At 42.9% G+C, this 14,883-nt stretch carries 14 protein-coding genes; 4 read left to right on the top strand and 10 right to left on the bottom strand.

Going from position 1 to position 14,883, the window contains the following annotated elements; genetic code table 11:
- Positions 1-599 (bottom strand): proton-conducting transporter transmembrane domain-containing protein (locus ACYTXL_RS18560; protein WP_461926033.1); only part of this gene is annotated, 599 nt, incomplete at its 3' end.
- A gap of 596 nt (positions 600-1,195) precedes the next feature.
- Here ACYTXL_RS18560 and ACYTXL_RS18555 point away from each other — a divergent pair.
- A complete protein-coding gene (locus tag ACYTXL_RS18555) occupies positions 1,196-1,330 on the top strand; it encodes a hypothetical protein (protein ID WP_461926032.1) in 135 nt (44 codons plus the stop codon).
- Positions 1,331-1,471: 141 nt separating this feature from the next.
- Here the strand turns inward: ACYTXL_RS18555 and ACYTXL_RS18550 are convergent, their stop codons facing one another.
- The 8 genes from ACYTXL_RS18550 to prfC all read right to left on the bottom strand — a co-directional run bounded on the left by ACYTXL_RS18550 (position 1,472) and on the right by prfC (position 12,728).
- On the bottom strand, positions 1,472-2,533 hold the full coding sequence (locus tag ACYTXL_RS18550; protein WP_461926031.1) for a WD40 repeat domain-containing protein: 1,062 nt from the start codon (positions 2,531-2,533) through the stop codon (positions 1,472-1,474).
- Between the two features lie 105 nt (positions 2,534-2,638).
- Positions 2,639-3,730, bottom strand: a complete 1,092-nt coding sequence (locus ACYTXL_RS18545) for a sensor histidine kinase (protein ID WP_461926030.1) — start codon at positions 3,728-3,730, stop codon at positions 2,639-2,641.
- Between the two features lie 388 nt (positions 3,731-4,118).
- Positions 4,119-5,090, bottom strand: coding sequence for a CobW family GTP-binding protein (locus ACYTXL_RS18540; protein WP_461926029.1), 972 nt, complete (start codon positions 5,088-5,090; stop codon positions 4,119-4,121).
- A gap of 427 nt (positions 5,091-5,517) precedes the next feature.
- Entirely contained in the window at positions 5,518-6,429 is a 912-nt protein-coding gene (locus ACYTXL_RS18535; RefSeq protein ID WP_461926028.1) for an alpha/beta fold hydrolase, read from the bottom strand.
- Between the two features lie 141 nt (positions 6,430-6,570).
- On the bottom strand, positions 6,571-7,011 hold the full coding sequence (locus ACYTXL_RS18530; protein ID WP_461926027.1) for a SufE family protein: 441 nt from the start codon (positions 7,009-7,011) through the stop codon (positions 6,571-6,573).
- Positions 7,012-7,592: 581 nt separating this feature from the next.
- Positions 7,593-8,105, bottom strand: a complete 513-nt coding sequence (locus ACYTXL_RS18525; RefSeq protein WP_461926026.1) for an RNA recognition motif domain-containing protein — start codon at positions 8,103-8,105, stop codon at positions 7,593-7,595.
- Positions 8,106-8,735: 630 nt separating this feature from the next.
- Complete coding sequence (locus tag ACYTXL_RS18520; protein ID WP_461926025.1) at positions 8,736-10,991, bottom strand: M48 family metalloprotease; 2,256 nt, start codon at positions 10,989-10,991, stop codon at positions 8,736-8,738.
- Between the two features lie 108 nt (positions 10,992-11,099).
- Positions 11,100-12,728, bottom strand: coding sequence for a peptide chain release factor 3 (gene prfC, locus ACYTXL_RS18515; RefSeq protein ID WP_461926024.1), 1,629 nt, complete (start codon positions 12,726-12,728; stop codon positions 11,100-11,102).
- 124 nt (positions 12,729-12,852) lie between these two features.
- Here prfC and ACYTXL_RS18510 point away from each other — a divergent pair, with 124 nt between their 5' ends.
- Positions 12,853-13,212 carry a DUF4870 domain-containing protein gene (locus tag ACYTXL_RS18510; protein WP_461926023.1) on the top strand — a complete coding sequence of 120 codons (360 nt, stop codon included), beginning with the start codon at positions 12,853-12,855 and terminating at the stop codon, positions 13,210-13,212.
- 41 nt (positions 13,213-13,253) lie between these two features.
- On the opposite strand, the gene ACYTXL_RS18505 is transcribed toward ACYTXL_RS18510, so the two are convergent.
- A complete protein-coding gene (locus ACYTXL_RS18505) occupies positions 13,254-13,598 on the bottom strand; it encodes a hypothetical protein (RefSeq protein WP_461926022.1) in 345 nt (114 codons plus the stop codon).
- Positions 13,599-13,606: 8 nt separating this feature from the next.
- Here ACYTXL_RS18505 and hemB point away from each other — a divergent pair, with 8 nt between their 5' ends.
- Both hemB and ACYTXL_RS18495 read left to right on the top strand, forming a co-directional pair.
- On the top strand, positions 13,607-14,587 hold the full coding sequence (hemB, locus tag ACYTXL_RS18500) for a porphobilinogen synthase (RefSeq protein WP_461926021.1): 981 nt from the start codon (positions 13,607-13,609) through the stop codon (positions 14,585-14,587).
- 55 nt (positions 14,588-14,642) lie between these two features.
- Positions 14,643-14,765 (top strand): hypothetical protein, encoded by a 123-nt coding sequence (locus tag ACYTXL_RS18495; RefSeq protein WP_461926020.1) that lies wholly within the window; start codon positions 14,643-14,645, stop codon positions 14,763-14,765.
- Positions 14,766-14,883 lie beyond the last annotated feature (118 nt).

The following is a 14,883-nucleotide window of genomic DNA, read 5'->3' as shown; positions in this document are numbered from 1 at the left end:
CCATTAGCGATCGCACTTAATTCAGTTTGTCCTCCAGATAATCCATACAGCAGTGATACACCGTACAAAAATATTGCCGTACTGGAAGCTCCAATTAACAAGTATTTCAGCGACGCTTCATTGGAGCGGGGGTCACGCTTGGTATAACCTGTCAACAAATAAGAGGAAATACTCAGGGTTTCTAGGGAGATGAAAATCATCACCAGCTCACTAGCCCCGGATAAAAACATCCCTCCTAAAGTAGCACTCAGCAAAATAGCGATGAATTCGGCTAAAGGGGTGCCGCTCTGCTCAACGTAGCGAATTGACATCAGTATAGTCGCGATCGCAGACAAGGCAATAATCCCGCGAAAGACGATACTCAGGTCGTCACCATTAAAGCTACCAGTAAAACCGATGGGATTATGAGAGTCCCATTGAAAATATAGGGCGGCAATCGAAGCAAATAAACCTGCGATCGCTAGATATCCAATCCAGCGTGCGGATGTACGCCCTAAAATCAAATCAACAATCAAAACCCCCAAGAGGGTGAGAATAACAATCCCCTCTGGCAAAATCGTTCCAGCGTTCAGCTGGGATGCAATATTAGCAAAATCCATGAGATGTATAGGTTTTGGCGATTAGACATTAAGGCTAACTCTGTTCACTCTAGCAAGTTTTCTAATCCCCGGACTAGCTCTTTTAACTTTTCCAGCAGAAGTCCCACATCTTACTCTTAGAAGTGTGGGGATGCCAGACACCTGCGACGGGAAACCCGTCTACAGTGCTGGCTCATGAATGCGCGTGAGTTGACGACTGTATGCTTGAACAATGCGATAGCAAAAGAAAAAGACGTGGAGGAAACGAACAAATATGTTACATTGCTTCACCCGCATAGGTGTCTGAAAAGCCTCTGTCTAGTGGCATTATGATCATTAGTAAGCGACTCCGTTGCACAGCATGAAAGTAAGTGGGCACATCTTAAGTAATACAAGTAACTACAAAACAAGTTTGTCCAATAGCGCAAATAGCGCAAAGTTGGTGGTGTCGGTTTCCGTCCCGCCAAACTTTGCAAGACAGCCAGCAATTATCTAGGACAGTAAAACTTGTAGGGTACAAGGTAGGAAATTCATAGTCTGCGGCAGGGCATGACGTGGACTCAAAACAAAGCTCAAATTATGTCTTCAATGAAGAGTCTCTGAGAATCCTATACTGTATGCTTGCATCAGTCTCGGTATGTCACCAAGAGCTTAACAGCTTGAGTATAGATGGCGATCGCCAAGAAGCGAGGGCGAATGGAATTCGCGGCTACACAAACAAAGCCCACCTCCGTGGGCTAAGAGAAAATTAAGGTTGATTTAACCCACGAAGGCGGTCACTGAGCTTGTCGAAGTGTGGGTTTTGCCTGTGTAGACGTGGTTTCTAACCGCCCTTTTAACTACTGAGCGCAGCCGTTGGCGCAGCCTCTGGTAGAGAAGTATTACGAATTATTTTAACTCCGCCCGAATCCTTGACCCCGCAAAACCTTTGACCATACAATTAATTCACCCTGTTCACCGCCGGCGGCCAGTAACTTGCCTTGGGGATGCCAAGCTAGGCTAGAAAATCCTGCTGAGACACCTGTGATAATTTGGGATACTTCCTTGGCCTTGTTCCACAAACATAACCAGCCGTCAGCCGCAGCAGAAGCGAGAAGGAAGCTTTTGGGTGCAAAAGCGATCGCATTGATCACACCCACATGATTAGTTAAAACTCGCGCTTCCCAACCCAAAGAATCATCCTCTAGCTTTTCCCAAACCACAATACCTTCAACGCTAGAAGATGCCAGTATTGGCGTACCCACTTTTGTGGTAGCTTCTGACCATGCCAATTGGCGAATTTTACCAGGGAAGCCACGCATCACCCAAGGGTCGGGGTTGTTCCATTCTAAAACCGTGACACTACGATCCATATTGCCAGAAGCGAGGAATTTCCCATCAGGCGACCAAGCCATAGCAACGCTGACAGTAGTCATATCTAAGCTGTATGGTTCTTCATCCCAGTCTTGACTATGCCAAATCTTGACTCCCTTATAACCACTAATAGCTAAATACTGTCCGTCAATGCGCCAATCTATACCCAATACTGAAGAGTTATCGAAATTCAGCGTCACCACAATTTCATGAGAATCTGCATCCCAGACTTGGACGTAACGCCCCAAACTAAAAGCCAGTTGGTTACTGGTGTAATTCCAAGCTAGCTTGTCAACCCATGCAGGGGCATTTGACAACGTGGCGATTAATTCAGTGTCACGCCAAATTTTCACCTGTCCATCTTGTCCGCCAACGGCTAAAAATTTCCCATCTGGCGAAAAGGCTAGACAATCTACTGATTTACCGTTACCAGTTTGCAAAGTTGTGAGTTCGCCATCATTCCACAGAACTACTTCCCCGGCGGCGGAAGTTGCTGCTAAAGTTTTACCTTGTGGCGACCAAGCGATCGCAGTTACATAATCTGAAAGTGTCCCCGAATAGTGTTGTTCAAATTCTTTAGATTTGCTGGTTGTGGAGTTCATATTTTATACATAAGTTAGGAATTATAAGTTATACCAATTTAATATGAAGCTGCATAGAATAGATCTTCCAAGATAAAGTTGTAAGAAGAGACAGACATTACCTGCTCAAAATTTAGGCAACTTAATGATAAAGCTTGTCCCCTTGCCCTCGGCACTTTCAACTTCAATCGTCCCCTGATGCGCCTCGATAATACTCTTTGATAAAAATAATCCTAACCCCCATCCTGTTTGATCCTCAGCAGAGATGGTTCGACGAAATTGTTGAAATAAGATTGATTGAGCTTCTGAAGAAATCGGATTACCTTCGTTGTGGATAGTGAGGCTGGTCTGCGTTTCAATTTGTTCAAGCGTGAGTGTAATTGGTGTATTAGCAGCACCATACTTCACAGCGTTAATAGCTAAGTTTTCAATTACCCGTTGTATCTCTTTACGGCTGCAATTGCTCCTGATAGCAGTATCAGAAACTACAACAAACCGCTCTCCATAAGCAAAGTTTAAGTCCTCTACTACGTCCTGAACAAGACTGTTTAAACTGCATTCTTCAAATTCAAACTTTAAGCTCTGCCCTGCCCGCAGCCGACTAGCATCGAGCAGATTTTGAATCATCGAATTCAAACGCTCGACTGCTTTTAGCATTTTCGCCGCGATATTGGCATGAGTGTCTCCTTGTTCAAGCCGACGCAAAGTCAGGTGAGTACCCATTTTTATGACATTGAGTGGATTTCTAAGATCGTGAGTCAGTGTCACAATAAATAATTCTTGAATATCTCGCAGCGTCTGGGAAAATTGAGTTGCCGCATCGTTAACGGCTTGCTCAATGGAGTCGATAATAATATCCCGTTCCCTTACCTCTAAAGCCGCTTCTTCTTCTAAAATCTGAAATATGACTTGACGGAGAATGTGGTACTCAAAGATGAGTTGAGTCATCGAGTAGTCGGCAAAACCTGCCCGCTCATGTCCATGCTTTTTCCCAATCCGAGTGCTTTCTAGCTTATCCTTTTTTATTCTCGCTGGTGTCCTTTCAATCTTCGTTGACAATTCATACACCAATTGGTTTAGATACTCAGGTAGCGAATTTTGTAGCATCAGAGAGTCCTGATGCATTGATGCAGCAACTTCATCACGCGCCCGCTTCTCCCACGTCTGCATAATCCTTTCAACATTTTGCTTAAGACGCTCAGACGTTTGGTTAAACATAGATTATAAAAACGACCAAAAAGGGAAGAATAAAGCCATCCTTCATTTGAAAGAACAAAATGGATATTATCACAAAAATTTAACAAGAAAGTGGACACTCGTCAACTTTTCTCTTAGTTTTCTTTTTTGCTATTTTTTGGAGGTTTTTGCCAGGTAAAGTTGGACAACCTGTCCAAAATCTTCTTCAAGTCACAACAGTAGGACTAGCCCTTTCAAGGTGTGTTATTTTGCAGCTTTTTCTGGTTTATACCAATTTTGTATGAAGTTGCATAGAATGAGAAAGCTAAAACCTTTGCTTGGCAATTATTTCACAATAATTTGGTATTAGGAGTTAGAAGTTAGGAATTTTTAACTCATCAATCATCATTCCTAACTGCTAACTCGTTTTTTATGCTAGACAGGCGAGAAAATCTTGCTTGAGTTGGGCTGCATCAAGATTACGACCGATAAAAACTAGTTCGTTTTTGGGGGTTTCACTTGGTTTCCAGGGGCGATCAGGTTTGCCATCAAATATCATGTGTACTCCTTGAAACACAAATCGATTATCTTCTCCAGCAATATTTAAAATGCCTTTCATCCGAAAGATATCTGGGCCTTGGGTACGCAGTAACTCCGAAAGCCAAGCGTTTAGTTTTTCTCCATCGACTGCACCCGCTTCTACTAAAGCCACAGAAAAGACAGTTTCATCGTGTACGTGGGCATCTTCGCCTAAGAAATTTGGATCAATTTCTAATGCGCGGTCTAAATCAAAGGCTTTTACACCTAATAAAGCATCTATTCCTAGTTCCGAATTTTGGGTACGGTAGATTTTTGCGATCGCATTCATTGCCCGAATCCGTTTTTCTAATTCATCCAACTCTTCTGGTGCTACTAAATCTGTTTTATTAAGTAAAATCACATCAGCAAAAGCAATCTGTTCTTGGGCTTCGTCTGCATCCCAATGCTGCCAAATATGCTTGGCATCTACAACTGTCACCACTGCATCTAGAGACAGTTGACTTTGCAAATCTTCATCAACAAAAAATGTCTGAATCACTGGTGCAGGATCGGCTAGTCCAGTTGTTTCAATTACTATATGGTCAAATTTATCACGCCGCTTCATCAAATTGCCAATGATCCGAATTAAATCGCCGCGCACTGTACAACAGATACAGCCATTGTTCATTTCAAATATTTCTTCATCTGCATCGATAATCAATTGATTATCAATACCCACTTCCCCAAATTCATTGACAATCACAGCAACTTTTTTGCCGTGTTCGTAGGTGAGGATGTGATTGAGTAAAGTCGTTTTACCTGCTCCCAAATAGCCTGTCAGAACTGTAACGGGAACTGAATTGTTGATTAGGTCAGCCACCATACTCTAAATGCCTCTTGTTATATGGATAATCATTATCACCCATGATAAGACTTTTTATATTTTTGTGCGAACTTGCTATTATTTGTGGTTTCAGCAAAATTGTCACATAACTTAATCAATAAACATTTTATATTTTATGGATCTGTAAATAAGTAATAAATATTCACAAGTTGGCGTAGGCTGATAGGAATATTGCATACAAGCCGACCTATTCCTTTGGAGAACTCATAGAGTAGCCGCAGAAGTATCTACAGACTTCTCGGAAGTCGCAGGTTAGTACCTTGACAATGCCGCAAGAAGCTATAGCACTTCTCAATTGACTCCAATATGACTCAAATAGGCATCACCGTGCCAAGAAAGCTTTTTTGGCTATATGATAATCATTATCGTAAACCAGAAAATTATACTTTGATCGATAAGTGAGAATTTAATTTTCTGGGGAGAACAAAAAATCTTGAACTGCTTCTAAAACAACTGCTGGGTATTCTTCATGCAGTCCCAGAGAACCAGGAATTACAACGCTTTTCACTCCTGGTAAGGCTACCAAAGCGTTCATTTCTTCTCGTGATTTGGGGGGGCTAGATTCCCCAATCACTACCATAAGTGGTACGGTTAAAGACTGCACAAGTTCCAAAAAATCAGCTTGTTTGTGTACAGCATCGAGATTACCAGTTACAAAGGCAGCAGATGCAAATCGCGCTCCTGGTTGTTGAGTCGTATGCCACTTCTTCTCAATGAAACTGGGTGTAATTTTAGCCGCGTCAGTAAAGACATGACGGCGGTACATAAAACTTAAGAAAGATTGGGTAGTGTTGAGTTTGTAGAGAGCTTGACCAAGTATAGGCGATCGCACTAATTCTCTGACAATGCCAGCTATCTGTTGACTTGCCCCCATTGTCGGCAAAGGTCCACGCCAAGTAGGAGCTAACAATATAATCCGTGAGAAAGCAGTCTGTTTCACAGCTAATTGTAAAACGTAACTAGCAGCATGACCAGCCGCGATCGCAGTAATAGGAGTATTAAAAATAGCTTTGACAAAATCTTCCAGAAATTGCTGATATATTTCTGGCCGGTAATTCAAACTAGGGCGAGAAGATTCTCCAAATCCAGGCCAGTCTATAGCTACAACTTGAAAATGGGGAGCTAGTAATCTGGCAAGTTCGCTCATTTCCAAGCGCGTCGAAACAGTGCTGAAAGATGGTAGTAGCAATAGCGGTGAACCTTTACCAAGGGTTTCATAAACAACGCGCAATTGCTGATTTTCCCAATTCCAGAGATATTCTTGAACTACTCCACCAAAGCCAATAGCAGCAGAGGTAGATAATAAATTTGTTGACATGAGACTCAATTTATTATGAAGAGTGAGAATTAAGAGTTAGGAGTTAGGAGTTGGGAGTTAGAAATTGGTAGTTAGGAATTGAAAACTCATCACTCTTAACTTATAACTCTTAACTTTTGAGATTTATCTGTACTAATCTTTTTAGCTAGGTAGGTCTAACTTACATTCCAACGCTTTTTTTTGCATGGTTTTAAAAATGTTGTAAAATCCATTAGCGCGGGAAGGTGTAAGACTAACGTTTAAACCTGTTGCTTGAATAAAATCTGGGGTAAGTTGTAGAATCTCAGTCGGCGTTAGTCCATCCAATCCTTCAACCAGAAGCCCTACTAATCCTTTGGTTAACTGCGAATCGGAATCGCCCTGATATACAACCTTTTCGTCGTTTAAGGCTGCTGTGATATAAACTTGAGACACGCAACCAGGAACTTTATTTTCGGGTAATTTATCAGCTTCTGGGAACTCATTGAGCTTCTGAGCATACCAGATTAGCTGTTCGTAGCGTCGCTTCGGTTCGGAAGCGCGTTGAAAGCGCTGGACAATTTTAGCAAGCGCAGGTGGCAAAGAATCTAGAGTTGAGGACATAACAGAAGCTGGAAATGATCGGTCTTACCTTGAGTGTAAATTATCTTTCGAGCGATGCCTACGGCGGGCTGCGCCTACGCGCCGACCGTTCACCTTGATATATCTTGACTATAACTTGTCAAATCGAGAGACAGCACATTTCATCTGAATGAGATACACAAGGGCGGGCAGGATGCCCACCCCACAAGATTTATCATATTAAGATGTGTACTTAATTTACCTGCAAAGTGCTGTAATTACTGCGATCGCATTCACATCGGCTAGGTTTTTTTAATGCCTGTAATCATAAAAACTTAATTTTTTATAAGTACAATATCTCGTTAATAAATAGTAAATTATCTACGTATCTTTGTGTTTAAATTTAAACCCTGAATTTGTCACGATTTAGGAATGCGATGCCGTACCACTTCGTGGAACCAAGCTATGCGGAGCGTCTCGTAGACAAGGTGGGCTGCGCCTACGCACTTACAAAATTAGCTGCAAGTAGATTTTAACTAAGCAGCTAGATAATAATTAAAAATTAAAAATTAAAAATCAAAAAAAATTCTGATTTTTAATTTTTAATTTCTCTCCCTTAAAGGTTAATTCGTAGTTTGTGCAGCTAGCATCTGCTTCAGCTTTTCTAATTCCGAAGCCCAACGAGGATCTGGACGAATAGCGTCTGAATCAGTAGTCGTGGTGCTAGTTTCACGAGAACCTGCGCCACCTGAGCTGCCACGGCGAGGCTTCTTAGAGCTTTTCTCACGACGACTACCTTCTCCTCTGGTGGGGCTAGGAATGGGGGTACTACTACTAGCAAGAGTAACTGGTTTAGGAGCTTGTTCTTCGCCCTCCTCACCCTTAATACGAGGTAATGCCTTCTCTAGCTTAATGGGAGTGTCTTTGAACATCTGACCATTATACTTTTCAATAATTTCGTCAGCTTGTTCGTCGTTGTTGACTGTAAGAAAACCAAAACCACGGCATTTGCCAGTTTTGCGGTCTTTAATTAATTTAGTAGTTACAGCATCACCTTCGGCTGCAAAAACGGCTTGCAGATCTTGACGATCTATTTCATCTTTAGGCAAATTACCTATATATAGGCGAACGGACATGAACTATACCTCCAGAGTTGAATGAACATGGCAAGGCAAGAAAAGAATCATTTAGCTTTGACTTTTAAATAGATGCTATTGACCAAGACTGCCATTAACCAATTTTTTTGCTCGAAACTGTCAACCTATACAACAATACAGTTTTTCGTCGGGATCAAGCTTGTTTAATCGAAAGGCTCACAATATCGTGAGCTAATAACACCTTAATTCTAAGAATTGTAAATTTAATACCCTGCTGCCTGCTAAAGTAAACGCTTTCTTCGATGCCGTTTTTCGCAGAATCAAATACCATTCTTTAGATTACCACGGTATCTTCTAGGTAGCTAGTTTAGCGCATACATTTCCGACGTTAGTATGATGTATTGTAACATAAAACACATTTTTTTATTCCAATGGGTATATATTTCAAACAAAAAACAACTAGTGGCTAGTTAATTCGCTGCTCTATTGGGAGAATCAATGGTATAGAGCGGGAAAAAAAGCATCCGAATTCATAACTAAGCGGTGCTGCGGAGTTACATGGGCTGCTTTGATTTGTGTAAATAAATGTAACATTTGGGAACCCAACCTGCAACTTTTGTTTACATTGCGATTTGTCCAAAGTCCAATATAATAACCAATGCCCAACGACTAACCAGTAAGAAAAACATATGCGCCCCAAGCCTGTGCTGCAACTGCCAAAAAAATAGACCAAATGGGATGAGGGCTATGAATGGTTTTACCACTTTGAGTTTCCAAGGTTTGGATATCGATCCAAGGTGTTGCTCCTCGCCGGAACCAACCTGTGACAATAATTTGCCGACCGATCATATCCTGGTGATTAACTGACTGTCCTAGCCAAGAAATGTGGTGTAATTTCACTAAACCCGCACTCGATTGGAGGATTAAATCTTGCGCCAGGGAGTTGCTAGTGCCTTGACGACCTAATAATTTGCCGACAAGACGCACGCTGATACTGTCAATGGGTAAGGCAGAAGGGTCAGATAACAGATTGGGTAAGCTGTTGTCAGTTTGCACGGTGGCAGGTTTAATATCCGGGAAGAAAGGATTAATCCGCATCACTGTACCAATGCTAAAGCCAATCAGAAGGCAGCCTGTAATGAAAGACCAATCTTCATATATCCACTTTAAATTTAAAAACTTGAGTGCGAATGCTAGTTGCCACGTTAGCCAGACCAAAGCTGCAAACAGAAGCCCTAGAGGAATTCCCAACCAGGGGGCGATTTGTAATAAGAAAGACTGACGCTTAACCTTTGATGGAACGCTACTAAAATGTACTTCGGTGTCTAGATGCCAGTGACGGGCTATTTGGCAGAGGCGTTCAATGCGATCGCCGATTAACGGATGGCTATTATTAATCGTAAACCATCGGCGATAGGGATTGGCAGTATCCCACTTCAAAAATGATTCAAAAGATAAATTACTGGCAATAGTACCTAAAGAAAGGCTCTGTTGGTGGCTAACTGGTGTCAGAAGATTTAAGCTTTCTAGTTGCCAACTGGTGTGTTCTTGTTTTTCGATATCAGCTGCAATGCCAATGGCAATTTTGAGTAAAGCTCGAATTAGCGCATTGGGATTACCAGTAATTTCAGCTGCGACGCGATCGCTATAATAAAGCCGCAACCGCGACAACCACAATCCAGTCGCAGTTAGCAAACACCAAACCCCATAAATTAGACTAGCCAGAATTGTCAGCGGCGATCGCCAAATTTTCCCTGATATTTTGTCTCCCCACTTCGAGACTTGCTGATATAACTTATAAGTTGGTAGTGTCACCAGCAGCAACAAAGACATCACAGCAAAATCCCAATGAGCAATATGCCCTAGCTGCGTGGCGTAAATAGCGGCGATTTCATCATCTGCTAGTTGTTCTAATAGCCCTTGACTCACAACAATCCTGGCATTACGTGGTAAACTACCATAGGTCAGGATAATTGGTGCAGCCATTGGCAAAATCCGTAATTTGGGTAACGGCCAGTGTCGTTGTTGGCAACAACGTTGTAGCACCCGAACGGCTTCGCGGCTATGAGCATTCAATACATCTTTGGGAAATTCTCGCTGACCATACAATTTCGCCAATAGCAGATCCAGCAACCAAGGTGATAGTCCGATCAAAATCACCAATACTACTAGCAACAATTTAGTAGGGTCGCGGTATAAAAGCTGCAACGGCTCCAAATATGGTAATTTGACTAAAGTCTGGTTGATAAATCCCATTGCTAACTTTACGATTGCCCGGATCAGCCAAAACAGGGCGATGAATGTTCCTACTGAGAGTAGCCGCAAAGGAATTAATTTTGGTTTACGTAGTGGTTGCCATGCTTTGGCGCGTTGGGCTTGCCGCCAATAAATAACCCCGAATAATTTAGCTTGGGTGCGGGTAACGGAACCCATGAAACCGTTTAGGGGCGCAGTCGGTGGTGGTAGTGGTGTTGCTACTGTAGCTTTGAGTCTAGCTAGTGGCACCATCGCCGGGGTGTCGTCGCTCTTGGTTTCTATTACTTGATCATTTGGCTTTTCCTCTAATGTCGGAGTTAGCGGGGGGGTAACTGGGGTTGAATTATCAAAGGTAACAAATCCAGTTTCGACATTTTTTGATTCTTGATCAGGTTTTTTACGTTTTGTCAGGTGTTCGAGAGCGCGTGTTGCCCACTCTTGAACTTGGGGATTGTTACTCTCAATGAGATTTTGGGAAATAGCGATCGCTTTGGAAACTTCGCCAGTGCGAGCATAAGCCATCACTAAACCAACTTGGGCTTGTAAGCTAGCAGTCGCATTGCTTTGGCTGCTAGCAATCGGTTCTAGTTGAGCGATCGCTGTTTGGTAATTTCCCTGCTTGAGGGCAATTAAACCAGCCTCCAAAGACGATTTGGCGTGTGAAGGCATAGAAATTTTGGCACTCCAATCTCTTCTAAGTGATCCACGTTTGTGCAAAAGCGCGAACCTCGGATGCCGTGGAACTCAACCGCGCTCAAGTTTTGCTTGTCAAGTGAATTATTCCTCCACTGGTTGTTGACTAGAAAAAACTGGAGCGATCGCGCTTAATTTGAACTCTGGATGATCGCCCAATAATTGTTGGCAATTCCATTCATTGCGGAATAACAACACTGGGCGTCCCATACTGTCTTTAACTGTAGTGGTATTGAATATCCGTCCCACCTTTTCTAATGCTTCCCAACCACCCTCAACCCAACGGGCGACACTGTAGGGCAATAACTCTAATATGGTTTCTACACCATACTCATTTTGTAAGCGAAACTGCACCACCTCGAATTGCAACTGACCCACTGCCGCCAAAATTGGATCGCGCTTGGCTTCATCAGTTGAATACATAATTTGTACAGCACCTTCTTCGCGCAATTCCGCAACGCCTTTTTGGAATTGTTTAGACTTCGAGGGGTTGGGATTCCTGAGCGACGCAAACAGTTCCGGCGAGAAATACGGAATGCCCTCATATTCGAGCTTTTGTCCCGTGTAAATTGTATCCCCGATCGCAAAAACACCGGGATTGTTCAAACCGATCACATCGCCAGGATAAGCCACATCAATCGATTCCCGCTCTTGGGCAAAGAGTTTTTGCGGGCGAGACAGACGGATGAGTTTACCAATGCGGGCGTGATTCACCATCATATCTTTTTCAAACTTACCAGTGCAGACCCGGATAAAAGCGACGCGATCGCGATGCTTCGGGTCCATATTCGCTTGTAGTTTGAAGACAAACCCCGAAAACTCCGGGTATGTAGGGGCAACTTCGCCAACACTGCTATAGTGAGAACCGGGTTTCAGGGCATAGTCGAGGAAGTAGTTGAGAAATAACTCTACACCAAAGTTAGTCATGGCGCTACCAAAAAACACAGGCGTCATTTTGCCTTCGTGTACCAACTGCAAATCTAACTCTGGTCCAACTCCTTCTAACAGTTCTAAATCATTTTTCAGTTGGTAATAGAGTTCTTGTTCTAGCTGCTCTTCTATTCTCGGATCACCTAATTCCACAATCGTATCACGGGCTTCTCGGCTGCCGTGGGCGCTGCGTTCAAACAGGTGAATTTGTTGCTTGTGTCGGTCAAAAACACCTTTAAAGCGATCGCCCATACCAATAGGCCAGTTTACCGCATAGGTTTGCAATCCTAATTCTTGCTCAATTTCATCCAACAGTTCCAGAGGTTCCCTGCCTGGGCGATCGAGCTTGTTGATAAATGTAAAGATCGGGATACCCCGTAACTTACACACTTCAAACAATTTGCGGGTTTGGGGTTCCAAACCTTTTGCCGCATCAATCAGCATCACTGCATTATCGGCGGCGGCGAGAGTACGATAAGTATCCTCACTGAAGTCTTGGTGTCCGGGAGTGTCTAATAAATTTATTTGACACTTCCGGTATTCAAATTGCAACACTGTGGAGGTAATGGAAATACCCCGTTGTTGTTCCATCGCCATCCAGTCAGAGGTAGCCTTACGCTGTGCCCGTCGCGCCTTAACCGCCCCAGCCTCGTGAATTGCACCTCCGTATAAGAGTAGCTTTTCTGTTAGTGTAGTTTTACCCGCGTCCGGGTGAGATATAATCGCAAAGTTGCGGCGAAGTTCAACCGCTTCAATAAGTTCAGACTCAAGTTCAGTAGACATAAGTGTATTTGTTTGTTAGCTAACTTAATTTTTTTGGACTCTGGCAAGTCTTTTAATCTTAAGACAACGATGCTCGTGATAGGGTCGTAATATAACTAACAATCTGACTAAATAGGAGAAAGCAATGTACGACACAGACAAGCGAAAGCTTCTATCTGCCTTGTCTCATGGAGCCATTTTTTTCAGCACGACATTGGTATCTGTAGGTATACCTATTGCCATACTGCTCGTGTCTGACGATCCTGTTGTTAAAGAAAACGCCAGAGAATCGATAAATTTCCACTTTAATGTCTGGCTTTATGCACTCATTCTAGGAACACTGTTTTTTCTATTCGGTTGGTTAGTGCTACCACTATTAATATTGGGACCACTAGCCGGTCTGGGATATCTATTGCACTGGGGATTAACAATTTGGGCGCTCATCGGAGTTTTCAACAATCCTGATATACCCTTCCGTTATCCCTATATTTTCCGAATTTTTTAACACTATGGGTATGGGCATGGGGCATGGGGCATTGGTAATTGTCAGTTATTTTTTATTAAGCTGTTGTGGCTTGAGTTTGCACACACCCAATTACCACAATTTTTGCCAATAGAGGGTCTTACCATTTTGAATTTTCTTAGCGCAGCGTTAGCAAGTCCGCGAGCGTCATTTTGAATTTTGAATTTTGAATTGCTTCCTATGTTGTTTTTTTTCCAGTCCGTCGGATAGGTGCAACCAAGCTGTAGAATACAAAATTGCCCCACAACTTGATTAAGAGTAGGGCAAAAGACAGTTAAGCACTGTTTGTAGTCTGTCCGACGGCAGGAAAATTTTACCCTGCTTTTGTGACGCTTTATTTTGTGTCCATTTGCGTTGTTTTTCTTCATAAAATTTTATGTTTCCTATACATCGCCCCCGTCGTCTGCGGACTCATCCCCAACTGCGCCGGATGGTTCGTGAAACTGTTTTGACAACAAGCGATTTAATCTACCCATTATTTGCCGTACCGGGTGAGAGAATCGCTAATGAGGTGAAATCGATGCCCGGAGTCTACCAACTTTCGGTAGATAAAATTGTCGAAGAAGCAAAAGAAGTTTATAACTTAGGAATTCCTGGGATTATTCTATTTGGGATTCCGGCTGATAAAGATTTGGATGCCACTGGGGCTTGGCATGATTGCGGTATCGTCCAAAAAGCTGCGACGGCGGTAAAAGCAGCAGTGCCAGATTTGATTGTAATTGCTGATACTTGTTTGTGTGAGTACACTAGTCATGGTCATTGTGGTTATCTGCAAGTTGGTGATTTAACAGGACGAGTTTTAAATGATCCAACATTAGAATTGCTGAAGAAAACAGCAGTTTCTCAAGCAAACGCTGGTGCTGATATCATCGCGCCTTCGGGAATGATGGATGGCTTTGTCCAGGCAATTCGTGTGGGTTTGGATGAAGCCGGATTTCAAGATACGCCGATTATGTCTTATGCTGCTAAGTATGCTTCGGGTTATTATGGTCCATTTCGGGATGCAGCAGACTCGACACCACAATTTGGGGACAGAAGAACTTATCAAATGGACCCAGGTAACGCCAGGGAAGCGCTTAAAGAGATTGAATTGGATATTGCTGAAGGGGCTGATATGCTCATGGTTAAGCCAGCCTTGGCATACATGGATATTATCTGGCGGGTGAAAGAAGCGAGTAACTTACCAGTTGCGGCTTACAATGTTTCTGGTGAGTATGCGATGGTGAAAGCTGCGGCTCTCAATGGTTGGATTGATGAAGAGCGGGTGGTTATGGAAACTTTAACTGGGTTTAAACGGGCTGGTGCAGATTTGATTTTGACTTACCATGCTAAAGATGCGGCGCGATGGTTAAAGTAGGCTAGGTAATTGAGTAGTGATAATTTACTGGTAAATCTCACGTAGAGGCATTCAGATGCAGAGTTGTGTTTTGGTGTTTAGGCGTGAGATTTTTTGTATTTTGGCTATTGCGATCGCAAGCGAAACACAGTTAACATCAAAATATGAAAAAGAAGGTTGTCAATTATGGATTTTGTGAGCAAAGTGATGCCCAAAGGAGCTATTTTCAGGTAAATAGACCACGCGGTAGGGGCACAGCAATGCTCATTGGTGTCAACTTAAGAAGATTTTGCCCAAATTTGTTGGGTGTAAGCGTC

This window comes from Nostoc sp., from assembly GCF_054880495.1.
This window is presented reverse-complemented; position numbering and strand designations above follow the sequence as displayed.